Raw genomic sequence first — 25,895 nt, forward strand, 5'->3', positions numbered from 1 at the left:
ATACCTCGTTGGAGCATATGTAAATGTTGACCCTGGGAAATCTCTTCGTGCTGATGCTGCTGGCCACGGCAGGCGCTTGGTTGTGGCATAACCACGGCTTGCGTGAAAAGGCTCTGGAGCGGGTCAAGCAGCACTGCGCCAAGCTCGACCTGGAGCTGCTCGATGGCAATGTCGCGCTCAAGCGCATCGGCTTTGTTCGCGATGCCAACGGCCGCAAACGCCTGGCCCGGGTGTACAACTTCGAATTCACCGTGACCGGCGAACAGCGCCACCCCGGTACCGTCACCCAGTTCGGGGCGCACACCATGCAGATCGAACTGGCGCCCTACCCGTTCGAGATCAAGACGCCGCAACACCACGATAACGTGGTCGAGATGAACCAGTGGCGTCAGGACCATAACCGCTGGCGTAACTAGACGCGGCAGGCCAGCATGGCCTGTTTTAGCGCTTCAGGAGCTTGCGGCTCGGCGAAAATCAGCTCCAGCCGCGAGTCACGCCGCCATTCGCTGCGGCTCCACAGCAAGGACGGCTGTCCGCCCAGGGCATTGAGCGCTTGCCAGCCGTCCAGGCTGTGGATAACTGCCTTGGCCCGGCGCCAGTCCAACTCCCGCAGAAATTGCTCGATGCGGGCACGATCAAACACCTGAGCCGGGTGCCAGCGCCAACCAATGCTCCAGCCCTCCGCCGCCTCCTGGATGCTGCAAATTGGCTCCTGCGGATTTGTCCACAGGCTGCCTATGACTGCAGAAACACTGGCTGATGCCAGTTTATCCACAGCCAGGGAATGGCTTGGCGGAGCACTTGCCATCGGCACTTCGGACAACGGCAGATGGCCGAAATCGGTCCAGTACAGGCGAGTATCCGCCAGCCGGGAAGTTATCCACAAGCGCTGTTGTTCGTCCAGACCAGCGGATTTGTTCAGCACCAGCAGCCCGGCGCTGGCCAGGGTCGAGTGCTGAGCTTGCGGCAAGGCAACACCCGCAGCCAGCTGCTCGGCATCGAGCACCAGTACCGCCGGTTGTACCGCCAGCACCCCCTGCCAGGGCGGTAAGCGCAGTTGCTGCAACAACTGCAACGGATGGCCCAACCCGGATGGTTCGATAAACAGCCTATGCGGCTTGGCCTTGCGCAACAGGCGACCCAGGCCGACCTGGAATGGCATGCCGTTGACGCAGCACAAGCAACCGCCGGCCACCTCTCCCAGGGCAATCCCATCGTCATCGGTTGCCAGCAGCGCTGCGTCCAGGCCGATCTGGCCGAACTCGTTGATCAGCACCGCCCAGCGCTCATCGGCGGGCCGCTGCGCCAGCAACTGGCGAATCAGGCTGGTCTTGCCGGCGCCGAGCGGGCCGGCAATCACGTGGGTAGGAATGTTCTGCAGCATGGGACGGAGAGTGCCTGAAATTTTCGTCACTATGCCGTTATATCAGGCCATCCAGTCAAGGCTGAGGATCAAACGCCGCTCACCATTGGCCAAGGCCGGCGAACGATGGACCAGCCCGCCTCCCTGATTACCAAGCCATTTCTCGCCCTTGAGCAAGGCCACCTCACCCTCGGCCAATTGGCGGATTGCCTCGGCATGCGGTTGCTCCCGAGCCAGCTGCGTACGGTCGATTGCACCTTCTCCCAGCCATTCACTACCCGGCCCGGCGTAGGTGCTCAGCAAACGCAGAGGGACGTGATCGACATGAAACCGCGGGCACATGGCGTTGCCCAGCGCCTGCAGGCGCAAGCCGACTCGTCGGGCGTCGAGCAAGCAGGCGTAGGCAGCCACCAGCCAGGCAACGTCGGTAACAAACGCCACATGGCCTTCCAGGTCCGCATACCCGCCCAGCAAGCCACTGAGGTCCGGCAACTGTTGTTGCTCATCCAGCTCGATGACCCGGCTTTCACCCAGTGGCTGGTTCAGCGACAGCAGCAAGCGGGCATAGTCTTCGATCTGCACCGGCAAGCGGCGCTGCCATACCGCGAGATTGACGCCATCCTGCAACGCCTCGGTGAGCACTTGAGGCGTGTCGCCGAAGGCCTGGCGCATCACGCCGCGTCCTCGTCAAACCACGGGCCGAACGGGTCGGGCAGTTGCCGCCAACTGTTCACGCCTGCGGCCATTTCTGCATCGTCGAGCAGGCAGCTCGAGAGCTCGGCATCGAGCCGAGCGAAGTCGATATTCTGACCGATGAATACCAGCTCCTGGCGGCAATCACCACACTCTGCAGTCCAGTTCTTGAAGATCTGCGCGCCGCTCTGCTCATCCTGCGGCCACTGCTCACGGGGTACGAAGCGCCACCAGCGCCCGGCAAAACCGTGGCGCATCATGCCGCCGGCCTGCGACCAACTGCCGGCATCCTGGTGCTTGCTGGCGAGCCAGAAGAAGCCCTTGGAGCGCAGCAACCGGCCGTTGTCCCAGGGCCTGTGGATAAAATCGTAAAAGCGCTGTGGATGCAGCGGCCGGCGCGCTTGCCAGGTGGTCGCGGCAATTCCGTATTCCTCGGTTTCCGGCACGTGTTCGCCGCGCAGTTCCTGCAGCCAGCCAGGCGCCTGGGCGGCGCGGTCGAAGTCGAACAGACCGGTGTTGAGGATCTGCTGCAGCGCTACCTGACCCATGACCATCGGCACGATCTGCGCCTGGGCGTTAAGGCTGCGCAAGATCGCGCTGAGCTCTTCGCGCTCGGCGCTGCTGATCAGATCGATCTTGCTCAACAGAATCACGTCAGCGAACTCCACCTGCTCAATCAAGAGGTCACTGATCGAGCGCTCGTCTTCGTCACCAAGGGTTTCGCCGCGGCTGGCCAGGCTCTCGGCCGCCTGATAATCACGCAGGAAGTTCAAGCCATCGACCACCGTGACCATGGTGTCCAGGCGCGCCTGATCGGCCAGGCTGCGGCCTTGCTCGTCACGAAAGGTAAAGGTTTCGGCGACCGGCAACGGCTCGGAGATGCCGGTGGACTCGATCAACAGATAATCAAAACGCCCCTCGCGGGCCAGGCGTGCGACCTCTTCAAGCAGGTCTTCGCGCAGGGTGCAGCAGATGCAGCCGTTGCTCATCTCCACCAGCTTTTCTTCGGCGCGGTTGAGACTGACGTTGCGCTGCACCTCGCTGGCATCGATGTTGATTTCGCTCATGTCGTTGACGATCACCGCGACCCGCAGGTTGTCGCGGTTTTTCAGCACGTGATTGAGCAGAGTACTTTTGCCGGCACCCAGAAAGCCGGAAAGCACAGTGACGGGAAGACGGTTGGGCATGGGGGGCTATCCTCATCGGGGCGAGTGCATTCGAACGATGCATTGCGCAATGTTATATTATAACAATACAATCTCGCCAACCCACTTCGCTCAGAACATGACCAAAGGCCGACCTGGAAGATGAAATCACGTTGCCTTTTTGCCTTCGCTGCATTGCTGCTGTGCGAATCCGCCGTTGCAAACGGCGCGCCCCTCAGCAACGGCCTGGCACTTTGTACCCGCAGTGCAACCTTGCTTGCCTGCAGCGATGCCCAGGGCAATTACTACAGCGTGCAAACCCAGGGCAGCACCACCTACCTGCGCGGCTTCGAAATGGAGGGCCGCCGGCTGTGGGCACAAACCAATAGCCGCTATGGCCAGCTGACTTTCTTCACAGGCGTGGCGAGCAATGGCGAAACCTGGGTCGGATACAGCCAGCGTGTGGGCTGGACCACCTTGAACAAGGTCTCCAGTTCCAGCGGGCAGCGTTTCAATCTGCGCTGCAATCGTCTGAGCGGCTGCCAATAGCCTTCTTGAAAAGTGAACCCCTGATGAGCGCTTTCACCCTTCCTGACATCGCTGCCCAAGCCACCACTTCCCAGTTGCCATTGGATTGGGTCGGCATGTGTGGCATTGCCCTGCCGCTGCAGATCGATGGGCAGATATTGCCAGCAACAGCCGACGCGGGCGTCAGCCTTGATGATGGCGCCTCCCGGGGCATTCACATGTCACGCTTGTACCTGGCGCTGGAAGCCCTGGAACATCAACCCTTGAGTCCGGCGCTGATCAATGAAGTTCTGCAGGGTTTTCTCGACAGCCACATAGGCCTTTCCGCCAGTGCGTTCCTGACCCTGCGATTCGAACTGATGCTCAAACGCCCTGCGCTAATCAGCCCCTTGGCAGGTTGGAAAGCCTATCCGGTTACTCTGGATGCGCAGATTAAAGACGGAGTGTTCCACGTGGAACTATTTGTCGATGTGGCGTATTCCTCCACCTGCCCCTGCTCAGCCGCCTTGGCTCGGCAGCTGATTCAACAGCAATTCATCAGCGACTTTGGCAATCGCAGCTTGAGCCATGAAGCGATCTTGAGTTGGCTGGGTAGTGCCGAGGGTATTGTGGCCACGCCCCATAGCCAACGCAGTGCGGCAAAGCTGCAGGTTCGTCTGCGCCCAGGGGTTAACGAACTGCCGATAGAAACGCTGATCAACCAGGCCGAGAGCGCCTTGGGCACCGCTGTTCAAACTGCGGTAAAGCGCGCCGACGAACAAGCCTTTGCCTTGGCCAACGGGCAGAATTTAATGTTCTGTGAAGATGCCGCCCGGCGCTTGAATGTGGCGCTGAAAACCCTGCCGTGGCTCAGCGGCTTCAACCTGCGTGTGGAGCATGCCGAAAGCTTGCATGCCCACGACGCAGTCGCTCACAGCCAATGGCGATGGTGAGGCGCTTCAGCTACGCGGTTTAACCGTACCGCAGTCATTACCGAGCCACACTGCCCGGGTGTTCATACTGCCCTGCTGCTGCACACCGGACGCGTTGAAGGTACCGTTGACCTGGGTTGTGAACTCACGATCGCTGACGAACGTGGCTTCCCCATTGCCTTGGGCTTTCGGGCAGCTGAAGGTGAACTTCCAGACATTGCCGGTGCGCTCGGTGATCTTCTGGGTACAGCCAGACTTGGGATCCTGCAGCGGGATGTCATTGGTTTTTACCTGCTCCGGCGTCAGGCAAGAGCGCACACCTTGACCGGCGACGCTGATCCCTTGCTTGGCCAGGCCACCTTCGATCATCGCCCGTTGCTCCGGCGGCAGGTTCTTCAACTGACCGAGCATGAAGCCCATGTCTGGAAGCGGCTTGCCATCAACCTGCATGTTGCTGGTGGTCAGCTCCCAAAGGCCAGGTTGCAACATCTGCGCATGCACCAACGGGCTTGCCAGACCGAACATCAGTGCCAGCAGCGGCAGACGATTTTTCATGTAGTGACTCCTCGAAACTCCAGCCCCAAGCTGGAACACAGCTTAGACGTCAATTTGTGCTTTCGGTTGCAAGTGCTGCCATGAACATGCTCTGTTAGGGGTAGAGCCTTCGGACAGCAGGATGCGTATGGATTACCACAGCCCGTACTTCTTCGGTTACCTCATTGGCGTGATTCACTTGCTCGGGGCAATCGCCGCCTTGCACGCGGTGTTCACCGTACGCACCGCCCAGGGGGCAATTGCCTGGGCCTTATCGCTGCTGTTCATTCCCTACTTCACCCTTATTCCCTACCTGGTGTTTGGCAGCCGTACCTTCGACGCCTACATCCAGGCCCGGCGCCAGGCCAACCGTGAAATGCATGTGGCCATGGCCGATCTCAACTGGCGACCCTGGGTCGAAGAGGCCTTGGCAGCCCGCAATTCAGAATCTTATGGCGCGCTGCGGGCGATGCCCAAGCTGGGACGCATGCCGTGCCTGGCCAACAATCAGGTGCGTTTGCTGATCGACGGCAAGGCTACTTTCGACGCCATCTTTCACGCCATTGCCGGCGCACGCGACACGGTGCTGGTGCAGTTTTTCATTATTCACGACGATGAACTGGGGCGGCAGCTACAGGCCCTGCTGCTGAAAAAGGCCACCGAAGGCGTCAAGGTCTACGTGCTCTACGACAGCGTCGGCAGCCATGCCCTACCCTCTGCCTACAGCCACAAGCTGCGTGCAGGCGGCGTCAATATCCGCGCTTTCGCCACCCGCCGCGGCTGGTTCAACCGCTTCCAGGTCAACTTTCGCAACCACCGCAAAATCGTCGTGGTCGATGGCCTGCAGGGTTTTCTGGGTGGCCACAACGTTGGCGATGAGTACCTGGGTGGCAATCCCAAGCTCTCCCCTTGGCGTGATACTCACGTCCAGGTCAGCGGGCCAGTGCTGGCCTGCCTGCAGGAATCGTTCGCCGAGGACTGGTTCTGGGCGTCGCGCCAACTGCCGCCCTTGATCCTGCCGGACACCTACCCGGAAGATGGCGTGCTCTGCCAGGTATTGGCCAGCGGGCCGGCCGATCCGCAAGAAACTTGCTCGCTATTCTTCGTCGAAGCCATCCACTCGGCGCGCGAACGCCTGTGGATCACCAGCCCCTACTTCATCCCTGACGAAGCGGTGTTCGCAGCCCTGCGCCTTGCAGTGTTGCGCGGGGTAGATGTGCGCATCCTGATTCCTTCGCGTGCAGACCACCGTATCGTCTACGCCGCCTCCAGCCTGTTCGCCTTTGAGGCGGTGCGCGCCGGGGTGCGGATGTTTCGTTTCGAACCTGGATTCCTGCATCAGAAGGTGGTGCTGATCGACAACGAGATCAGCGCCATCGGCAGCGCCAACCTCGACAACCGATCGTTTCGCCTCAACTTCGAGATCATGTTGCTGACCGTAGACCGCGCATTTGCCGATCAGGTCGAAGCGATGCTCAGCCATGACTTCGACCAATCCCGGGAAATCACCGCCGAAGACAGCCGCGATACACATCGCCTGCAGCAGCTGGGGATGCGTATCGCGCGGCTGATTTCGCCGATTCTGTAAGGTGCTTTAACGGTAGAAGTCTTCGCGGGTCAGCGGCAAATCGTGGCTGCCATCGGCAAAGGGTTTGACCGCAAGGATCTGGTGCAAATTGATCCAGCCCCTGGCAAAGGCATAGGAGCAACCAGCCAGGTACAGGCGCCAGATGCGCAGGGCTTTCTCTGGCACCAGCGCGCCAGCCTTGTCCAGCTGTGCTTCGAGGCGGTTGCTCCAGTGCTCGAGGGTGCGCGCGTAATGCAGGCGCAGGCTTTCGACGTCGACAATCTCCAGCCCCGCTTCACTGATGCGTGCACTGATCATCGACAGGTGCGGCAGCTCGCCATGGGGGAACACGTAGCGCTCGATGAAGCTGCCCGCGCCGCGCCCGACCGGTCGCCCGTCGGTGTGCCTGGCGGTGATGCCATGGTTCATCACCAGGCCACCTTCGCGCACGGCGCCAAACAAGCGCTGGCAATACAGCGCCAGGTTGGCATGACCCACGTGTTCAAACATGCCGACACTCACCACCTTGTCGAAGCGACCGTCCTGGGGCAGGTCGCGATAATCGAGTATCTGCAGCTCAACCTGCCCTTCCAGGCCATCGGCCTTGACCCGCTCACGGCCGAGTTTGAGCTGCTCTTTGCTCAGAGTGATGCCGAACACCTTGGCACCGAACTCCCTGGCCGCATAGCGCGCCAGCCCGCCCCAACCACAACCGACATCCAGCAGGTAGTCGCCCTTCTTCAAGCGCAGCTTGCGGCACAAGTGCTCGAACTTGTTCTGCTGGGCTTGCTCCAGGGTGTTGGTGGGCGATTTGAAATAGGCGCAGGAGTAGGCCATGTCGCTGTCCAGCCACAGCTGGTAGAACGCGTTGGACAGGTCGTAGTGGTAGGAAATTGCTGCCGCATCGGTAGCCTTGTCATGCTCGGTGCGCACCGGCTGATCGTCTTCTTCATCCTTGAGCAAAGCCACGCTAAGTTCGTCACAGACGCGGATCACCTCACTGATGGAGCCCTCCAGTTCCAGCTTGCCTTCGACGAACGCTGCCCCCAACTCATCCAGGCTTGGATGGGTCAACTGAGTAATCAGCTGCGGGTCCTTGACCAGGATGGTCACCTGCGGCTTGGGCCCCAGATCGAACGCATTGCCATCCCAAAGTTTGAGTCGCAGTGGCAGTCGCAGGCTTTGCAGAACAGGTGGAAGTTGCGCAAGCATGAAATGAGCCTCCTTTTTTCATCGGACGTCTGCCCAAAAGGGTAGTTCATCTGCCGGAACTTTCAGCTTATGCCGACCATAGTCTGAGCCTATCTAGCCCGTTGCAGACCTTGCGCCGGGGGCTGGAACCTACGATTTATTGTATACAATCGAGCGATTTGCAGATTAGTCTTGGCGCCATCGTCGATTCTTCATCCTGGAGTACAACAATGAAAACCTATGATGTAGTAATCATTGGCGGCGGGCCTGGTGGGTACAACGCGGCTATTCGTGCCGGTCAACTGGGCTTGAGCGTGGCGTGCGTGGAAGGTCGCTCGACCCTCGGCGGCACCTGCCTGAACGTCGGTTGCATGCCGTCCAAAGCCCTGCTACATGCCTCCGAGTTGTATGAGGCGGCGGTTGGCAGCGAGTTCGCCAACCTCGGCATCGAGGTCAAACCGACCCTCAACCTTGCGCAGATGATGAAGCAGAAGGATGAGAGCGTCAGCGGCCTGACCAAGGGTATCGAGTTCCTGTTCCGCAAGAACAAGGTCGACTGGATCAAGGGCTGGGGCAAGCTCGATGGAGTTGGTCGGGTCAAGGTGACCGACGACCAGGGCGCGGTAACTGAGCTGGAGGCCAAGGACATCGTCATTGCCACTGGCTCCGAACCGACGCCGCTGCCTGGCGTGACCATCGACAACCAGCGCATCATCGACTCCACCGGCGCCCTGGCCCTGAGTGAAGTGCCCAAGCACCTGGTGGTAATCGGCGCCGGGGTCATCGGCCTGGAGCTGGGTTCGGTGTGGCGCCGGCTGGGCAGCCAGGTGACCGTGGTCGAGTACCTCGATCGCATCTGCCCCGGTACTGATGAAGAAGCGGCAAAAACCCTGCAACGCGCCCTGGCCAAGCAAGGCATGAAGTTCAAGCTCGGCAGCAAGGTCACCCAGGCCAGCGCTTCAGCGCAAGGGGTGAACCTGAGCCTGGAGCCTGCCGCAGGCGGCAGCGCCGAAACCCTCGAGGCCGACTACGTACTGGTTGCCATCGGCCGGCGCCCCTATACCCAGGGCCTTGGCCTGGAAAGCGTCGGCCTGGAAACCGACAAGCGCGGCATGCTCGCCAACCGGCACCACCGCACCAGCGTCCCGGGCGTGTGGGTAATTGGCGATGTCACCTCCGGAGCGATGCTCGCGCACAAGGCCGAGGACGAGGCTATCTCCTGCATCGAACAGATTGCCGGCAAGGCCCACGAGGTCAACTACAACCTGATTCCGGCGGTCATCTACACCCGTCCGGAACTGGCCAGCGTCGGCAAGACCGAAGAGCAGCTCAAGGCCGAAGGCCGCGAGTACAAGGTCGGCAAGTTCCCCTTCAGCGCCAACAGCCGGGCCAAGATCAACCACGAGACCGAAGGCTTCGCCAAGGTCCTCGCAGATGCCCGTACCGATGAAGTATTGGGCGTGCACCTGGTTGGCCCAAGCGTCAGTGAGATGATCGGTGAGTATTGCGTGGCCATGGAGTTCAGCGCCTCGGCTGAAGACATCGCCCTCACCTGCCACCCGCACCCGACGCGCTCCGAAGCCCTGCGCCAGGCGGCAATGAACGTCGACGGCAAGGCGATGCAGGTCTGATCAGTCAGGCCGGTCGAACGGATGAAGCCGGCCTTCAAGGCTGAAGGCCGGCTTATCCACAATCAGGCCAGGGCAGCCTGTTGGTTTTCCACAGCCAGCAGGTCAAAACGCGAGGCCAGGAACGGGGTGATATCCAGCGGCAGGGTTTCCTGGTTCACGACCTTGTCGATCAGCACGCCAGTGATGGCCGAGGTAAGGATGCCGGTGCGAAAGTGTCCACAGGCATTCACGTAGCCACTGACTTCGCTGACCGGCCCCAGGATCGGCAGCTCGTCCGGCGAGCCCGGGCGCAAGCCGGCCCAGGTGCGCTTGAGGTTGATCTGCGCCAGCTCCGGCACGCAGCGCACCGCGCCCTGAACCAGGCCGTTGATCTCCGGGAAGGTGTTGCTGACGTCGAAGCCTTTGTCTTCGGTGGTGCTGCCGATCAGGATCTCACCGTTGTCCTTCTGCGCCATGTAGCAATCGCTGGTGGTCAGGCAGCCTTGCAGCAGCTTGGGCATGCGCTCGGTGAGGATGATCTGGCCTTTGACCGGCTTGACCGGAATCCGCAGGCCCGTGGCCCACTCGCTCAAGTCTGCGGCCCAGGCGCCGGCGGCGTTGATCAGGGTATCGCAGTGAAAGGTGCCCTCTTCGGCGGTTTGCACGCCGCTGACCCGCGAACCCTGATGCAGCACACCCGTAATGTTGGTGTTGTGGAACAGGTCGACACCGTTCTGGCGCGCCGCCTCCATATAGGAATCGGCCAGGCGGAACGGGCTGACCTGGTGATCGCAGAGAAACTCCAGGGCACCATGGGCCTCATGGCTCACCGCAGGTTCGGCCTGGCGCAGGGCATCGCGGTCGAGCCAGCGCACCTGGTCGGCCAGGTGCGGGATCTGCGCAACGATGTGCTCGGCGTAGAGGCGGTCTTCATCGTCGTAGATCACGTACTTGAGGCCCGTGCGCTCGAACTTGAAGTCCATGCCGTGGCGCTCGATCAGCTCGCGGTGCAGCTGTGGATAAAGTGCGTTGGACTGCAAGGCAAAGTCGAAGAACGACTGCGGCAGGATGTGCGGCGTGCTCGAATCCACCGCCACTGCCGCGCCATGGGCTTCACGCTTGTGCTTGGCCGACATCATGCGAAAGAAGATTACTCCGCAGCCCAGGCCCACGGACTCACCAATGGCCCACAGGCCGCCGGCAGACGCGCGGGTGGCATTGCCCGGGCGCTTGGCATCGATCAGGGCGATCTTCAGGTTCTTGCGTTTGGACAGCTGGTAGGCGCAGGACGCACCGATCACACCGCCACCGGCGATGACCACATCATAGGTTCTGTTCATGCTTCAGGCTTCCGTGCCGAGTTGCTGGAATGCAGAGAATGGAATCGGGTCGATCGGGAAACGCGGCCGCAGCCAGCCGACATCGGCGCGTCCGGTTGCTTCGCGCAGGCGATCGCTGCAATAGCCGACGCACATGCGCCCCTGGCAGTCGCCCATGCTCACCCGGGTGCGCATCTTCAACCCGGCCATGTCTTCGACGCCCTGCTCCAGGGCGCGATCGATGTCGCTGCGGGTGACATGCTCGCAACGACAGATCACCGTGTCCGCCTGCGGCAGCTCGATCTGCTTGGTGCCGCGGTGGGTGTAGCGCTCTACCCCGGCGCGAAAGCGTTTGATCGCTGCCAGCTGGCCGAGGTATTTCTCGCGCAGTTCGATCGCCTCTTCTGCGTTGAGTACCTCCTGCTGCAGCAGGATCGAAACAGCCGCGATGCGCCCGGTGAGCATTGCCGCCTCACCACCACGGATGCCGCCCATGTCACCGGCCAGGTGGATGTGCGGCTGGCTGCTTTGCTGCCAGACGTTGCTTTCCGGGCGCAGGTAGCCGTCTTCGTTGAAGCCATGGTCCAGGCCCAGTTGCTGGCTGAGCTGGGTGCGCGGGATAAAGCCGTAGCCCACCGCCAGGGTTTGCGCCGGCTCGCGCTGAGCGCGGGAAAGGTCCGGCTGCCAATCGTCACCGTAGGGCGCCACAGTCACTTCAGCCAGCTCACCCTCACCCTTGGCTTCGACAATCCCCCAGCCGTAGTACATGGGGATGCCGTTGAGCTTCATGTAGCCAAGCATGCTCAGGCCATCGAGGAACAGCTGCGGCTTGTTCATCAGCGCCAGACTTTCACGGGCAATCTTGCTGAACGGGCAGGCTTCATAGACGCCGGCAACCTTCGCCCCGGCCGCGTGCAACTGGCAGGCCACCAACGGCAACAACGGTCCGGTGCCAGCGATCACGGTACTGCCCAGGGGTTTGACCACACCGCTTTTGATCTGCAACTGAAGCCCGCCGAGCAACATAACACCCGGCAAGGTCCAGCCGGCAAACGGGACGTTGCGCTCGTGGCAACCGGCCGACAGCAACAGATGGGAAAAATCGATTTCGTGCAGGGTTTCTTCGCCATCGAGTACCATCAGGCGCTGCTCGTCCCCACCGACCACACGGCTGTTCAGGCGCAGGTCGATGCGATCGGCGCAGGCGGCGAAGTCCTTGTGCAGTTTTTTCAGTGCCTTGCTGTAGCGGGCACCCAGGTAGCCCAGGTCGACGCCGCTGCGCAGCGGTCCGCGAAACACCACGCCACCCGGGCGTGAGGCTTCATCAAACAACAGGCTCGAGACACCGTGCCTGGCCAGCTCGATCGCCGCTGCCATACCTGCCGAACCACCACCGACAATAACTGGACGCAAGCTCATGGTGCCTCCTGCCCGGCAAAACGGTTGGTCCCGGTTTCGACCCGCATGCCCGGCTGTACCTCGGTTTGGCAGGCGCGGCGCTTGGGCCGGCCGTTGATCGACACCAGGCAGCAATGGCACACGCCCATGCCGCAGAAAGCGCCGGTCAATTGTTGGTGATCGTTAAGCGCCACCTGGCGCAGGCCCACGGCGTTAAGCACGCTGAGCACGGTTTCACCGGCAGCGACCGCCACCGCCTGGCCGTTGAGTTCGATGGTCATGTCCGCCCGCGACAGGGGCTGGATATCTAGCTTTCGCTCCAGAGTCTGCATAGCTTTTCGTCCGTGAAAAAGAAACATGGACTGCGCACACTAAGCCAAGCGCGCGTCAGGACTATTGATCCAGGCCAGCTAATGGGTCTGCTTGCCGGACAAACCGACAAAACAGAGCAGATGGCCCGTGCTCATCCGGGCGATGTTTCTCAACGGGCGATTCTAGAAAAAAGTGCATTCAAATCGGTGGCCCGATTTGAATGCACAAGGGAGGAGCTCGTTATCTCTGTTCGAACCGCGATTAACTTCTGTAGCAGAGTATTCACGTGATCGTTCTGGAATACCGGAAGTGGCGCAGGTCAGTCTGTTTTTTTACTGGTGTTCGAAGTCGTTGGCGCAATTGGCTTCTTTTCGGTCTGACCTTTGTCCTGACCACGCTCCTCTTTGAATTTTTGGTGCCATCGCTCCAATGCCTCTGCACCATCTGATGCCTGGCTAAGCGGGCTGAGGAGCAAGAGAGCAAGCAGGATTGAGCTAAGCAGTTTCATGAGGACCTCACTTTTTTACTTTGAACGTGTCTGTACTGCCCCAACAACCAGGCCAGATCATCGAAGATCGCAGCGAAATGCATCGCGCCAAGCCGACGCAATGAATTTGCGGTTCGGTGTGATTGAAGGATCATCCGGGGGTAGCTTTGTGGGGAGCGAGCGAGGCGGCTCAAACCGGCGCCGATGAGCTGCGCGATCGGGTCTTGAGGGTCAAGATGCTTCAGGTCGGCATGCACCCGCCTCAGTTCACGCGCTAGTTGCAGCGACAACCTGCCCAGGTACTCGTGTTGATGCTGGCTATCGACTGTTGCTGGTGCCAGTGCAGCCAACGAGGCGAGCCGGTGCTGCTGGCGCACCTGCCATGAGTGATCACTACCGGTGGCACCCTGTCGAAGCAATACCAGGGTCTCGCGATGAAGGGCGTCAACTAGCCCATTGAAATTCCTGTCATTTCGTTTTGGCAGCAGCTGGTACGCAAGCAGACAAATACCCAAAGCGATGATCCATGAAACAGACTGATTCGCGAAGTCATTGAAGTCATAGGCGGGTACGAGAGTGGTAGATACCAGTGTGTTGAAGGCGATCAGAAAAGCTACCCCTTGAAAAGCGCGGGAAGGCAAGGTAGTGGCGTGAATGCCGAACGACCAGAAAAGGCTCAGGCTGACCAGCAGCAGTGGCAGACCATTGATCTGCGGCAGGATGAGGAACTTGCAAGCGAGCGCTGCGGGAATCGCATACAGCGTCCCCCGTAGAAAGCTTTCGGTGCCTTTTTCGGGGGTGGGCATTGCAGCGATCAGTGTGCAGTAGGGCCCCAGAACTGCCAGCAGGGTCGGGCCTTGGTCCCAACCACTTATGTACCAGACAGCGGCTGCCAGCAAAGTTGCCAGAAGGGCTCTGATCCCGTTACGCAGGCCGTCGGCGTAATGGCGATGAAAGCGAAATGGGCGATGAACATGAGCAGTTTCTTGCTCTAGGGAAGAAAAGCCTTCCAGGGCCAAAGCGAACTCTTCCAACTGCTCGTCCAAGCGCCTGAACGCAAGGAGGGTACGTTGCTCTGGATGACTCGCTTGGGCAGCCGAAGCTGTTTTGCTTGCTAGCTCGTCGCGAATGGTTCGAACCCGGACCTTGGCCTCTGCCAGGCTCAAAGAGTGTTCGCTTAATGCCCTGCTTACCGAAGCAAGCTGAAGGCCCGTTGCCGAAACTGCATTTGTTGATTCCAGTACTGACAAGTCGGCAGGCAACTCATGTTCCAGCAGTGCAGATTGCAGGTAAGCCGAGCCAGACCTGATAGCTTTCAAATTGTCACTGATGACCCAGGATTCACCTCGACCCAGGCCAAGGAGATCGTCCACCTTGTTGATCTCTGCCGCGAGGACAAGGCGTTTGCGATGCGCCTGCTCATCTGCAGGTTGTGCGTATTTCTCTGCAATCAACGCTGCAGCCTTGACGCACAAGCTGACCACGGTGTCGCGTATGCGAGCCTCGACTGTCTTGCGACTGAAAAGGACGGTAACCAGAGTCAGACTAATAGCCCCGACCACCACCGCAGTGGCACGGGAGACGATGTGTTCAAAGCTGATCTGAGGTTCGGTAATGGCTGGCCCTAACGCCAGGCAAACGGTGTAGCCGGCCACGACGGCGGTAGTTGCGTAGTAATGCCGAACTACCGACATAGCGGCTACACATAGCCCAAGCCATATCCCAACGCCCACTATCATGAGGATCATTTGCTGGGCGAAACACGCCACCAGAACGAATGCGGCAACGGCACCTACCAGCGTGCCGGCGATACGATGCAGACCTTTGCCAACCACAGCTCCCTGAACGGGATTGACCAGCAGGAGCACGGTAGAGGCCGCGGAGAATGGCGAGTCCAGATGCAGGTAGAGACCTACGCACAATGCCAGCGCTGCTGCCATGCAACTGCGCAAGACATACAGGCTTGTAGAAGAAGTAAAGGGCAAGGGCAATGCGCCAAACCGTTTACCTATAGCTACGGCGCCCATTACAGAAACTCCTGGAGCCAATGAGTCAGACGCCGATGGTTTGGTGCACCAGCCTGGTCCACCTCAATACTTGCGGTCATGCCTGCTGCAAGCTCCACGCCCTCCGGGATGTGGTCAATTTCAATGCGCACCGGCAATCTCTGGGCCAGTCGAATCCAGCTGAACGTCGGGCTTACCTGAGGTAAACCGTTCTGCGCCCGCACTTCATTGGTATCGGAGACTCCCCGTCCTATGCTCGACACATGACCGGATAGCAGCGGCGAGAACCCCATGAGCTTGACCTTGGCATGGGCCCCAAGAGGAATATTTGTGAGTTTGGTTTCCTCGAAATAGCCGGTGACCCAGAAACTCTTGCTGTCGACAACGAACATGTTGGTGCCACCTGCAACGGCATAATCACCGGGTTGCAGACGCAGTTGGGTGACATAGCCATCTACGGGTGCAAAGATCTTGGTGCGTTGTAGTTCCAGTTGAGCCTGTGCCAACTGGGCCTGTGCAATGTTCAGCCGAGCGTTGGCGATTGCACGGGTGCGTACAGCGTTATCGATCTCTTCCTTGGGCACTACACCTACCAGCAGCTTCCGGCGGCGTAGCTCTTCGTTGCGCTGCTGGAACACCTCCTTGACCTCGGCCAGTTCGGCGGCTTTTTGATCGACTGCCAGGGCATAGCTTCGAGCATCGATGCTGTACATCAGTTCGCCCTTCTGCACCCACTGGTTATCACCGACCCAAACCCGCTCGATGCTGCCCGATACCTCGGGAGCGATCCGGATAACCTGAGCACTAATGCGGCCATCCCGGGTCCATGGTGCCAGTACATAAGCATTCCAAAGTGACAGGCCGAAATAGAGTGAAAAGGCACCAACAACCAGGGTGGCCAGGAACTTGAACAATCTCACTACGTGATTCATCGACGCCTCTTCAGAATTTGATGACCAGCAGAGAAAGCAAGGACACCGACAGGAAGAATCGGAGCAGGTTGGGATGCCACATCAGGTCCAACCAACGTCGCGTCATCCTTTCCAAAATGAGATAGAGCACCGTTGCTACCAGCAGGTAGATGAACAGTGGCGGGAAGTACACGTTGGCAAAGGAGAACTCGCTGAGCATGGATCGCACCTGTTGCTGGCCAAGTCAGCGCATCGTAGAAAATGCAGCTTGAATCCGATATGGACTATTAAGACAATAAATAATCAAATTCAGACAGTGGTGGCACTGGATGGCTACGACCGCTTTCCCTCTGGATCTTCATGATCCTGATTCACTTGTGCAGCCGGCTGTGGCCTTGCTGATCGAGTCTCAACAAAACGACACTGAGGTACCTGTCCACTACCACCGCAAGGGTCAACTGATCGTGGCCTTGAAAGGGGGAAACGTCTGCACCATCGAAGATGGCTTATGGATGGTGCCGCCAGGCTTTGGCGTATGGGTTCCAAGTGGAACGGTTCATAGCAACCGCGTAACGGCCAACGGCAAGATCTGCTTGCTGTTCATAGAGCCAGGCATCGCTCAGCTTCCGGAGCATTGCTGCACTCTGGCATTGAGCCCACTCATCCTGGAGTTGGTTTTATATCTGGCAGGTGGCCCTAACGATTATCCTGCCGATGGCCAGATTGCGCGGCTTGCTGGGGTGCTACTTGAGCTTCTGGAACAGGCACCTGCTGAGCGGTTTTATCTACCGCTACCGAAGAGCCCGCAAGTGCGGCAGATTGCTAGCGCCTTGGCTGAGGCCCCTGCCAGTCGTGTGACAGTGGCCGAATGGGCAGACAGGGTTGCCATGAGTGAGCGGACCCTTGCACGGTTGATCAAAAACGAGACGGGCCTTAGCTTCGGACATTGGCGTAAACAATGGCAGATAATCGTTGCTTTGCAGCACTTGGTCGAGGGCGCATCGGTGCAGAGCACCGCCGAAGCGTTGGGTTATGAATCAGTCAGTTCGTTCATCAGCATGTTTCGCAAAACGCTTGGAAAATCACCAGCTCGCTATGTTCGTGAAGCGATCGTGAGTCGAAAACTGAAATAGCACACGGGCTAAAACATGGCCGGCAAGAGTCGAACCAGGGTTGCGGCAAGCGCAACAGGAGATAGGAAGGGCACGTCGAAGAAGGGAGCCAGCGGCGGCTCCCTTCATCCGCGACAGTTTTAATTCTCTAGAACCATCCGGACATCACCGCAGCAACGGTTACTCGACAGTTACCGATTTCGCCAGGTTACGCGGCTGGTCAACGTCGGTGCCCTTGAGCACAGCGACGTAGTAAGACAGCAACTGCAGCGGAATGGTGTAGAGGATCGGCGCCAGGGCGTCGATGATGTGCGGCACGGCGATCACGTGGGTGCCTTCGCCATTGCTCATGCCTGCCTGTTCGTCGGCGAAGACGATCAGCTCGCCGCCACGGGCACGGACTTCCTGCAGGTTGGACTTGAGCTTTTCCAGCAGCTCGTTATTCGGCGCCACGGTCACTACTGGCATGTCGCTGTCGACCAGCGCCAGCGGGCCATGCTTGAGCTCGCCGGCCGGGTAGGCTTCGGCGTGGATGTAGGAGATCTCTTTGAGTTTGAGCGCACCTTCCATGGCTACCGGGAATTGCGCGCCGCGGCCCAGGAACAGAGTGTGGTGCTTGTCGGCGAACAGTTCGGCGGTCTTCTCGACGATCGCATCCATGGCCAGGGCTTCACCCAGGCGAGTTGGCAGGCGACGCAGTTCTTCCACCAGCTCGGCCTCGACACCGGCGGCCAAGGTACCGCGCACCTGGCCCAGGGACAGGGTCAGCAGCATCAGCGAGACCAGCTGGGTGGTGAAGGCCTTGGTCGAGGCCACGCCGATTTCCGGGCCGGCCTGGGTCAGCAGGGTCAGGTCCGACTCGCGCACCAGCGAGCTGATGCCGACGTTGCAGATCGCCAGGCTGCCGAGGAAGCCCAGCTCCTTGGCGTTGCGCAGGGCCGCGAGGGTGTCGGCGGTTTCACCCGACTGCGAGATCGAGACGAACAGGGTGTCCGGCTGCACCACCACCTTGCGGTAGCGGAACTCGCTGGCGACTTCGACCTGGCAAGGGATACCGGCCAGGCTTTCCAGCCAGTAACGGGCAACCATGCCGGCGTGGTAGCTGGTGCCGCAGGCAACGATCTGTACATTGCGCACCTTGGCGAACAGCTCGGCAGCTTGCGGGCCGAAGGCCTGGACCATGACGTGGTCCTTGCCCAGGCGGCCTTCCAGGGTGCGTTGCACCACGGTTGGTTGCTCGTGGATTTCCTTGAGCATGAAGTGACGGTAGGCGCCCTTGTCGGCAGCTTCGGCACCTTCGTGGTACTGCACGGTCTCGCGCTGCACTGCAGTGCCGGCGACGTCCCAGATGGTGACCTGGTCGCGGCGAATTTCGGCGATGTCGCCCTCTTCCAGGTACATGAAGCGGTCGGTAACCTGGCGCAGGGCCAACTGGTCGGAAGCCAGGAAGTTCTCACCGTGGCCCAGGCCGATTACCAGCGGGCTGCCGCTGCGAGCGGCCAGCAAACGGTCAGGCTGCTTGGCACTGATCACGGCCAGGCCGTAGGCGCCATGCAGTTGCTTGACTGTAGCCTTGAGGGCATCGGCCAGGTCCGGCAAGGTTTTGAGGGTGTGCGCCAGCAAGTGAACGATCACCTCGGTGTCGGTCTCGGAGCTGAAAACGTAACCCAGGCCCTTGAGCTGTTCACGCAGTTCTTCGTGGTTCTCGATGATGCCGTTGTGCACCACTGCCAGTTCATGACCAGAGAAATGCGGGTGGGCATTGTGTTCGGTTGGCGCGCCGTGAGTCGCCCAACGGGTGTGGGCGATACCCAGGTTGCCAGCCAGCGGTTCGGCGGCAACGGCGGCTTCCAGCTCGCTGACCTTGCCGATACGGCGACGGCGCTCAAGGTTGCCCTGCTGGGTGAAGACGGCCAGACCTGCGCTGTCATAGCCGCGGTACTCGAGGCGCTTGAGACCTTCGATCAGAATGGTTGTGATGTTACGTTCGGCGACGGCACCAACGATTCCACACATTATTCATGCTCCTGGGTGATAGCGGCGCAAATCACGTTGATGCCGCGGGCTTCAATCTGTACGCGTGCCTCATGGGGCAGGCGCTCATCGGTAATCAGGGTGTTGACGCTGCTCCAGGGCAGCTCAAGGTTGGGAATCTTGCGCCCGACCTTGTCGGACTCGACCATGACGATCACTTCCCGGGCGACTTCAGCCATCACCCGGCTCAGGCCCAGCAGTTCGTTGAACGTGGTGGTGCCGCGCGCCAGGTCAATGCCGTCGGCGCCAATGAACAGTTGGTCGAAGTCGTATGAGCGTAGTACCTGCTCGGCCACCTGGCCTTGGAACGATTCGGAATGCGGGTCCCAGGTACCGCCGGTCATCAACAGTACCGGCTCATGCTCCAGCTCGCTAAGGGCGCGGGCCACATTCAACGAGTTGGTCATGACCACCAGGCCCGGTTGATGACCCAGCTGCGGGATCATCGCGGCGGTGGTGCTGCCGCTGTCGATGATGATGCGGGCATGTTCGCGGATACGGCCTACGGCAGCCTTGGCGATCGCTTGTTTATAAAGCGAAACCGGCTGGCCCTGTTCGGTAAACAGTTCCTGCGGCAAGGTCACTGCCCCACCGTAGCGGCGCAACAGCAGGCCATTGGCTTCGAGGGCTGCGAGGTCCTTGCGAATGGTCACTTCGGAGGTTTCGAAACGCTTGGCCAGGGCGTCGACGCTCACCTCGCCCTGCTCATTGAGCAAAGCCAGGATGTTATGACGTCGTTGGGGGGTGTTACGTTTCGACATGGCGCGCTTAAGTTTCGATTCGAAAGATAATGATGCCAATCAAAACCTATAGTGGCTGATGCGTCAAGAACAGCGGAGAAAAAATCTTCCTGTGAATAACTTGCATAGCAGCAAAATTTTATCCACAGAACGAAAAAGGCCGACTTATGCACAATGCAGTCGGCCCTTTCTGTTAGCTGTGAGTAACTCAGCTCTTTTTGAGCTTCTCCGGCCGCTTCCAGCCATCGATGTTGCGCTGACGCGCACGACCGACTGCCAGCTGCGCCGCCTCGACATTCTGAGTGATCGTCGAACCGGCGGCAGTGGTAGCGCCGTCGAGGATATCCACAGGCGCGACCAATGAGTTGTTCGAACCGATGAACACGTCTGCGCCAAGTACTGTCTTGAACTTGTTGGCGCCATCGTAGTTGCAGGTGATGGTACCGGCACCGATGTTGGTGCGTGCGCCGACCTCGGCATCGCCCAGATAAGTCAGGTGACCGGCCTTGGCGCCTTCACCGAGGTGGGCGTTCTTCAGTTCAACAAAGTTACCCACATGGGCGCGAGCGTCGAGCACGCTGCCAGGGCGCAGGCGGGCAAATGGGCCGGCGTCGCTGCCCTCGCCCATGATCGCGCCTTCCAGATGGCTGTTGGCTTTGACCACCACGCCTTTGCGCAGGGTGCTGTTCTTGATCACGCAGTTCGGGCCGATGACCACGTCGTCTTCGATCACCACGCGACCTTCGAGGATCACGTTGATGTCGATCAGCACATCGCGACCAACGGTCACCTCACCGCGCACATCGAAGCGCGCCGGGTCACGCAGGGTCACACCCTGGGCCATCAGACGGCGGCCTGCGCGCAACTGGTAGTGACGCTCCAGCTCGGCAAGCTGATGACGGTCATTGGCGCCCTGCACTTCCATCGGGTCCAGCGGCTGCTCGGTCGCGACCACCAGGCCATCGGCTACAGCCATGGCGATGACGTCAGTGAGGTAGTACTCGCCCTGGGCGTTGTTGTTCGACAGACGGCCCAGCCAGTCAGCCAGGCGCGCGCCCGGGACGGCGAGAATACCGGTGTTGCCTTCCTTGATGGCTTTCTGTGCGTCGCTGGCATCTTTGTGCTCGACGATCGCTGCCACCTGGCCCTGCGCATCACGGACAATACGGCCATAACCGGTCGGATCATCCAGGGTCACGGTCAGCAGGCCGAGCTGCCGTGGGGTGACCTTGGCAAGCAGGCGCTTGAGGGTATCGACTTCGATCAGCGGCACATCGCCGTAAAGGATCAGTACGGTTTCGGCACTCAGCGCCGGGAGGGCCTGGGCGACGGCGTGGCCGGTACCCAGTTGCTTGTCCTGGAGGACGAAATTAAGGTCATCGGCGGCCAGACGCTCACGTACCAGCTCCGCACCGTGCCCGATCACCACATGAATGCCCTGCGGCTGCAACTGGCGGGCGCTGTGGATAACATGACCGAGCATGGAGTCGCCGGCGACCGGATGCAGTACCTTGGGCAGCGCCGAGCGCATGCGGGTACCTTGGCCGGCGGCGAGAATTACGATATCGAGAGACATTGACTGGCTACCAATCCTGGAAGGTCAGCGCTGTGACCAGAAGAAGAAATTCGGAAAAAGAAAAAGGGTAGCCGAGGCTACCCTTTAACTCAATCGCAACAGAAAGTGATCAGCGAGTGCCGGTTACTTCATTTTGCGAATTTGCTGGACGGTACGCAGCTGGGCTGCGGCCTCGGCCAGACGTGCGGCAGCGGCGCCGTAGTCGAACTCCGCGCCTTTTTCGTTCAGGGCGTTCTCGGCAGCCTTGAGGGCTTCCTGAGCCTGAGCTTCATCCAGGTCGCTGGCACGTTGCACGGTATCGGCAAGCACCTTGACCATGTTCGGCTGAACCTCGAGGAAACCACCAGAGATGTAGAACACCTCTTGGGCGCCACCCTGCTTGGTCAGCGTGATCGGACCTGGCTTCAGATTAGTGATCAGCGGGGCGTGGCCTGGAGCGATACCAAGATCACCCAGGTTGCCGTGCGCAATCACCATCTCGACCAGACCGGAGAAAATTTCTCCTTCCGCGCTGACGATATCGCAATGGACTGTCATAGCCATCTGCTTGCCTCAACCTGATTAGCGCCCCTTGCGGGGCGCCGGGATTACAGTTTCTTGGCTTTCTCGACGGCTTCTTCGATGCTGCCGACCATGTAGAACGCTTGTTCTGGCAGGTGGTCGTAGTCACCTTTGAGGATGCCGCTGAAGCCTGCAATGGTGTCTTTCAGGGAAACGTATTTGCCTGGAGAACCGGTGAAGACTTCGGCCACGAAGAACGGCTGGGACAGGAAGCGCTGGATCTTACGAGCGCGCGATACCAGCTGCTTGTCGGCTTCGGACAGTTCGTCCATACCGAGGATGGCGATGATGTCCTTCAGCTCTTTGTAGCGCTGCAGAACATACTGAACGCCACGAGCGGTGTCGTAGTGCTCGTTGCCGATCACGTTCGGGTCCAGCTGGCGCGAAGTCGAGTCCAGTGGATCGACCGCTGGGTAGATACCCAGGGAGGCGATGTCACGGGACAGTACGACGGTAGCGTCCAAGTGGGCGAAGGTGGTCGCTGGCGACGGGTCGGTCAGGTCGTCCGCAGGTACGTATACGGCCTGGATCGAGGTGATCGAACCTTCCTTGGTCGAAGTGATACGCTCTTGCAGAACGCCCATCTCTTCAGCCAGGGTCGGCTGGTAACCTACTGCCGAAGGCATACGGCCCAGCAGTGCGGATACTTCGGTACCGGCCAGGGTGTAACGATAGATGTTGTCGACGAACAGCAGAACGTCGTTACCTTCGTCACGGAACTTCTCAGCCATGGTCAGGCCGGTCAGCGCTACGCGCAGACGGTTTCCTGGTGGCTCGTTCATCTGACCGTAGACCAGCGCTACCTTGTCGAGAACGTTGGAGTCCTTCATCTCGTGGTAGAAGTCGTTACCCTCACGAGTACGCTCACCCACACCGGCGAACACGGAATAACCGCTGTGCTCGATGGCGATGTTACGGATCAGTTCCATCATGTTTACGGTTTTGCCTACACCGGCACCACCGAACAGACCGACTTTACCACCCTTGGCGAACGGGCAAACCAGGTCGATAACCTTGATGCCGGTTTCCAGCAGGTCGTTGCCGCCTGCCTGGTCAGCGAACGAAGGAGCGTCGCGGTGGATACCCCAGCGCTCTTCTTCACCAATCGGGCCAGCTTCGTCGATCGGGTTACCCAGTACGTCCATGATCCGGCCCAGGGTCGCTTTACCGACTGGTACGGAGATGGCTGCGCCGGTGTCTGTAACGTCCAGACCGCGCTTCAAGCCTTCGGTCGAGCCCATCGCAATGGTACGAACCACGCCGTCGCCCAGCTGCTGCTGAACTTCCAGGGTGGTTTCCGCGCCTACTACTTTCAGCGCGTTGTAAACACTCGGCACGGCGTCACGTGGGAATTCCACGTCGATGACGGCGCCGATGATTTGAACGATACGTCCGCTACTCATAGCTGGATCCTCTGAATATTTGAACCGTTAAACCGCGGCAGCGCCGCCGACGATTTCCGAGATCTCTTGGGTGATCGCAGCCTGACGCGCCTTGTTGTAGATCAGCTGCAATTCGCTGATCAGGTCACCGGCGTTGTCGGTGGCGTTCTTCATCGCGATCATCCGGGCAGCTTGTTCAGCTGCGTTGTTCTCGACCACCGCCTGGTAGACCTGCGACTCCACGTAACGCACCATCAGGCCGTCCAGCAGCTCTTTGGCGTCAGGTTCGTAGAGGTAGTCCCAGTGGTGCTTGAGTTCTTGATCCGGGGTTGCAACCAACGGAATCAACTGCTCGACCGTTGGGGTTTGCGTCATGGTATTGACGAACTTGTTCGATACCACGGACAGACGATCGATACGACCATCCAGGTAAGCGTCCAGCATGACCTTGACGCTGCCGATCAGATCATTGATCGACGGCTCTTCGCCCAGGTGGCTGATCGCTGCAACGACGTTACCGCCGAAGCTGCGGAAAAACGCCGCACCCTTGCTGCCAACCACGCAAAGATCGATCTCGATACCTTGCTCGCGGTTGACCGCCATGTCCTTGACCAGGGCCTTGAACAGGTTGGTGTTCAAGCCACCGCACAGACCACGGTCACTGCTCACGACGACATAACCGACGCGCTTTACTTCGCGTTCGATCATGAAGGGGTGGCGGTATTCCGGGTTGGCGTTGGCCAGATGACCGATAACCTGGCGGATACGCTCCGCGTAAGGACGGCTAGCAGCCATGCGCATTTGTGCCTTGCGCATTTTACTGACCGCCACTTTTTCCATGGCGCTGGTAATTTTTTGCGTGCTTTTGATGCTCGCAATCTTACTGCGAATCTCTTTTGCGCCTGCCATGTAACACCTATCAGGTTAGCAAGCGGGGGCCGCAAAGCCCCCGCTGCGGCTTACCAGGTTTGGGTGGCCTTGAACTTCTCGATACCGGCTTTGATGCCAGCGTCGATTTCGTCGTTGAAGTCACCCTTCACGTTGATCTTCGCCATCAGTTCGGCGTGATCACGGTTGAAGTAAGCGATCAGTGCTTGTTCGAAGCTACCGATCTTGGCGATTTCAACGTCGGTCAGGAACCCACGCTCAGCGGCATACAGCGACAGCGCCATGTCCGCGATGGACATTGGAGCGTATTGCTTCTGCTTCATCAGCTCGGTAACACGTTGACCGTGTTCGAGTTGCTTACGGGTGGCTTCGTCCAGGTCAGAAGCGAACTGGGCGAATGCCGCCAGTTCACGGTACTGAGCCAGAGCGGTACGGATACCACCGGAGAGCTTCTTGATGATCTTGGTCTGAGCGGCACCACCCACACGGGATACCGAAACACCGGCGTTCACTGCAGGGCGGATGCCCGAGTTGAACATGGCCGATTCCAGGAAGATCTGACCGTCGGTGATGGAAATCACGTTGGTCGGAACGAACGCGGAAACGTCGCCAGCCTGGGTTTCGATGATCGGCAGTGCGGTCAGGGAACCGGTCTTGCCAGTTACAGCACCGTTGGTGAACTTCTCGACGTACTCTTCGGAAACGCGCGATGCACGCTCCAGCAGACGGGAGTGGAGATAGAACACGTCACCTGGGTACGCTTCACGTCCTGGTGGACGGCGCAGCAGCAGGGAGATCTGACGGTAGGCAACGGCCTGCTTGGACAGGTCATCGTATACGATCAGTGCGTCTTCACCGCGGTCACGGAAGAACTCGCCCATGGTGCAACCGGCGTATGGCGCCAGGAATTGCAGTGCGGCGGATTCCGAAGCACTGGCAACCACCACGATGGTGTTGGCCAGGGCGCCGTTTTCTTCCAGCTTGCGAACGATGTTGGCAACGGTGGAACGCTTCTGGCCGACAGCAACATAAACACAGAAAATACCGGAGTCTTTCTGGTTGATGATGGCGTCGATCGCCATGGCGGTCTTACCGATCTGACGGTCACCGATGATCAGCTCGCGCTGGCCACGGCCGACCGGGATCATGGCGTCGACGGATTTGTAGCCAGTCTGTACAGGCTGGTCTACCGACTTACGCCAGATCACGCCCGGAGCAACTTTCTCGACCGCGTCGGTCTCGGTGTTGCCCAGTGGGCCTTTGCCGTCGATTGGGTTGCCCAGTGCGTCAACAACGCGACCCAGCAGTTCCTTACCAACTGGAACTTCGAGGATGCGGCCGGTGCACTTGGCGCTCATGCCTTCAGCGAGGGTGTCGTAGGCGCCCAGGATTACCGCACCAACGGAGTCTTGCTCCAGGTTGAGGGCCATACCGAACACGCCACCTGGAAACTCGATCATTTCGCCGTACATGACGTCGGCCAGACCGTGAATCCGCACGATACCGTCAGAAACGCTGACGACGGTACCCTCGTTGCGGGCTTGGGAGGTCACGTCGAGTTTCTCGATGCGACCCTTGATGATTTCACTAATTTCGGAAGGATTGAGTTGCTGCATTGCTCTGCTGC

The 25,895-nt window shown here is 59.7% G+C and carries 25 protein-coding genes; 6 read left to right on the forward strand and 19 right to left on the reverse strand.

Going from position 1 to position 25,895, the window contains the following annotated elements; genetic code table 11:
- Positions 1-23: 23 nt before the first annotated feature.
- Positions 24-416 (forward strand): DUF3301 domain-containing protein, encoded by a 393-nt coding sequence (locus LOY37_RS27190; protein ID WP_010222780.1) that lies wholly within the window; start codon positions 24-26, stop codon positions 414-416.
- Here the strand turns inward: LOY37_RS27190 and LOY37_RS27195 are convergent.
- The 3 genes from LOY37_RS27195 to zigA are packed head-to-tail and all read right to left on the reverse strand — an operon-like array spanning position 413 to position 3,243.
- Positions 413-1,384: a GTP-binding protein gene (locus LOY37_RS27195; protein ID WP_258716077.1), complete on the reverse strand. Its 972-nt coding sequence runs from the start codon at positions 1,382-1,384 to the stop codon at positions 413-415. The genes LOY37_RS27190 and LOY37_RS27195 overlap by 4 nt on opposite strands.
- Before the next feature lie 42 nt (positions 1,385-1,426).
- Positions 1,427-2,035: a DUF1826 domain-containing protein gene (locus LOY37_RS27200; RefSeq protein WP_258716078.1), complete on the reverse strand. Its 609-nt coding sequence runs from the start codon at positions 2,033-2,035 to the stop codon at positions 1,427-1,429.
- Complete coding sequence (gene zigA, locus LOY37_RS27205; RefSeq protein ID WP_258716079.1) at positions 2,035-3,243, reverse strand: zinc metallochaperone GTPase ZigA; 1,209 nt, start codon at positions 3,241-3,243, stop codon at positions 2,035-2,037. Before zigA ends, LOY37_RS27200 begins: the two co-directional genes overlap by 1 nt.
- Positions 3,244-3,363: 120 nt before the next feature.
- Between zigA and LOY37_RS27210 the strand changes: the two genes are divergently transcribed.
- On the forward strand, positions 3,364-3,750 hold the full coding sequence (locus LOY37_RS27210) for a hypothetical protein (protein ID WP_045199449.1): 387 nt from the start codon (positions 3,364-3,366) through the stop codon (positions 3,748-3,750).
- Between the two features lie 23 nt (positions 3,751-3,773).
- Positions 3,774-4,661, forward strand: coding sequence for a GTP cyclohydrolase FolE2 (folE2, locus tag LOY37_RS27215; protein ID WP_258716080.1), 888 nt, complete (start codon positions 3,774-3,776; stop codon positions 4,659-4,661).
- Positions 4,662-4,667: 6 nt separating this feature from the next.
- On the opposite strand, the gene LOY37_RS27220 is transcribed toward folE2, so the two are convergent.
- Entirely contained in the window at positions 4,668-5,195 is a 528-nt protein-coding gene (locus tag LOY37_RS27220; protein ID WP_195885343.1) for a DUF3617 domain-containing protein, read from the reverse strand.
- 127 nt (positions 5,196-5,322) lie between these two features.
- Here LOY37_RS27220 and cls point away from each other — a divergent pair, with 127 nt between their 5' ends.
- Positions 5,323-6,762: a cardiolipin synthase gene (cls, locus tag LOY37_RS27225; RefSeq protein WP_213602847.1), complete on the forward strand. Its 1,440-nt coding sequence runs from the start codon at positions 5,323-5,325 to the stop codon at positions 6,760-6,762.
- 6 nt (positions 6,763-6,768) lie between these two features.
- On the opposite strand, the gene cfaB is transcribed toward cls, so the two are convergent.
- The gene (gene cfaB, locus LOY37_RS27230; protein WP_093377830.1) at positions 6,769-7,953 is read right to left on the reverse strand and encodes a C17 cyclopropane fatty acid synthase CfaB; all 1,185 of its coding nucleotides are present in this window, start codon (positions 7,951-7,953) and stop codon (positions 6,769-6,771) included.
- Between the two features lie 209 nt (positions 7,954-8,162).
- Here cfaB and lpdA point away from each other — a divergent pair, with 209 nt between their 5' ends.
- A complete protein-coding gene (gene lpdA, locus LOY37_RS27235; protein WP_213602845.1) occupies positions 8,163-9,563 on the forward strand; it encodes a dihydrolipoyl dehydrogenase in 1,401 nt (466 codons plus the stop codon).
- Positions 9,564-9,625: 62 nt separating this feature from the next.
- Here lpdA and hcnC read toward each other — a convergent pair whose 3' ends face one another.
- The 7 genes from hcnC to LOY37_RS27270 all read right to left on the reverse strand — a co-directional run bounded on the left by hcnC (position 9,626) and on the right by LOY37_RS27270 (position 16,195).
- On the reverse strand, positions 9,626-10,882 hold the full coding sequence (gene hcnC / locus LOY37_RS27240) for a cyanide-forming glycine dehydrogenase subunit HcnC (protein WP_093377819.1): 1,257 nt from the start codon (positions 10,880-10,882) through the stop codon (positions 9,626-9,628).
- A 3-nt stretch (positions 10,883-10,885) separates the two neighbouring features.
- Positions 10,886-12,280 carry a cyanide-forming glycine dehydrogenase subunit HcnB gene (gene hcnB / locus LOY37_RS27245; RefSeq protein ID WP_213602843.1) on the reverse strand — a complete coding sequence of 465 codons (1,395 nt, stop codon included), beginning with the start codon at positions 12,278-12,280 and terminating at the stop codon, positions 10,886-10,888.
- The gene (gene hcnA / locus LOY37_RS27250) at positions 12,277-12,591 is read right to left on the reverse strand and encodes a cyanide-forming glycine dehydrogenase subunit HcnA (RefSeq protein ID WP_093377810.1); all 315 of its coding nucleotides are present in this window, start codon (positions 12,589-12,591) and stop codon (positions 12,277-12,279) included. The genes hcnB and hcnA overlap by 4 nt, the downstream gene beginning before the upstream one ends.
- Before the next feature lie 299 nt (positions 12,592-12,890).
- The gene (locus LOY37_RS27255; protein ID WP_258716081.1) at positions 12,891-13,079 is read right to left on the reverse strand and encodes a hypothetical protein; all 189 of its coding nucleotides are present in this window, start codon (positions 13,077-13,079) and stop codon (positions 12,891-12,893) included.
- Entirely contained in the window at positions 13,076-15,085 is a 2,010-nt protein-coding gene (locus LOY37_RS27260; protein ID WP_258716082.1) for an FUSC family protein, read from the reverse strand. Before LOY37_RS27260 ends, LOY37_RS27255 begins: the two co-directional genes overlap by 4 nt.
- Positions 15,085-15,996, reverse strand: coding sequence for an HlyD family secretion protein (locus LOY37_RS27265; RefSeq protein WP_195885349.1), 912 nt, complete (start codon positions 15,994-15,996; stop codon positions 15,085-15,087). Before LOY37_RS27265 ends, LOY37_RS27260 begins: the two co-directional genes overlap by 1 nt.
- Positions 15,997-16,006: 10 nt before the next feature.
- Positions 16,007-16,195, reverse strand: a complete 189-nt coding sequence (locus LOY37_RS27270) for a DUF1656 domain-containing protein (protein WP_123567012.1) — start codon at positions 16,193-16,195, stop codon at positions 16,007-16,009.
- Between the two features lie 109 nt (positions 16,196-16,304).
- Here LOY37_RS27270 and LOY37_RS27275 point away from each other — a divergent pair, with 109 nt between their 5' ends.
- Complete coding sequence (locus tag LOY37_RS27275) at positions 16,305-17,108, forward strand: helix-turn-helix domain-containing protein (RefSeq protein ID WP_258716083.1); 804 nt, start codon at positions 16,305-16,307, stop codon at positions 17,106-17,108.
- A 159-nt stretch (positions 17,109-17,267) separates the two neighbouring features.
- Here LOY37_RS27275 and glmS read toward each other — a convergent pair whose 3' ends face one another.
- The 7 genes from glmS to atpA form a co-directional block, all read right to left on the reverse strand.
- Positions 17,268-19,103 (reverse strand): glutamine--fructose-6-phosphate transaminase (isomerizing), encoded by a 1,836-nt coding sequence (gene glmS / locus LOY37_RS27280; protein WP_093377784.1) that lies wholly within the window; start codon positions 19,101-19,103, stop codon positions 17,268-17,270.
- Positions 19,103-19,882, reverse strand: a complete 780-nt coding sequence (locus LOY37_RS27285) for a DeoR/GlpR family DNA-binding transcription regulator (protein WP_045199419.1) — start codon at positions 19,880-19,882, stop codon at positions 19,103-19,105. The genes glmS and LOY37_RS27285 overlap by 1 nt, the downstream gene beginning before the upstream one ends.
- A gap of 187 nt (positions 19,883-20,069) precedes the next feature.
- Positions 20,070-21,437, reverse strand: a complete 1,368-nt coding sequence (gene glmU, locus LOY37_RS27290; protein ID WP_258716084.1) for a bifunctional UDP-N-acetylglucosamine diphosphorylase/glucosamine-1-phosphate N-acetyltransferase GlmU — start codon at positions 21,435-21,437, stop codon at positions 20,070-20,072.
- Between the two features lie 123 nt (positions 21,438-21,560).
- A complete protein-coding gene (locus LOY37_RS27295) occupies positions 21,561-21,980 on the reverse strand; it encodes a F0F1 ATP synthase subunit epsilon (protein WP_045199415.1) in 420 nt (139 codons plus the stop codon).
- A gap of 44 nt (positions 21,981-22,024) precedes the next feature.
- A complete protein-coding gene (gene atpD / locus LOY37_RS27300) occupies positions 22,025-23,401 on the reverse strand; it encodes a F0F1 ATP synthase subunit beta (protein ID WP_045199413.1) in 1,377 nt (458 codons plus the stop codon).
- A gap of 27 nt (positions 23,402-23,428) precedes the next feature.
- The gene (atpG, locus tag LOY37_RS27305; RefSeq protein WP_045199412.1) at positions 23,429-24,289 is read right to left on the reverse strand and encodes a F0F1 ATP synthase subunit gamma; all 861 of its coding nucleotides are present in this window, start codon (positions 24,287-24,289) and stop codon (positions 23,429-23,431) included.
- 50 nt (positions 24,290-24,339) lie between these two features.
- The gene (gene atpA / locus LOY37_RS27310; RefSeq protein WP_010222735.1) at positions 24,340-25,884 is read right to left on the reverse strand and encodes a F0F1 ATP synthase subunit alpha; all 1,545 of its coding nucleotides are present in this window, start codon (positions 25,882-25,884) and stop codon (positions 24,340-24,342) included.
- Positions 25,885-25,895 lie beyond the last annotated feature (11 nt).

This window comes from Pseudomonas sp. B21-012 (genome assembly GCF_024749305.1).
In the GTDB taxonomy this organism is placed as follows: Bacteria; Pseudomonadota; Gammaproteobacteria; order Pseudomonadales; family Pseudomonadaceae; genus Aquipseudomonas.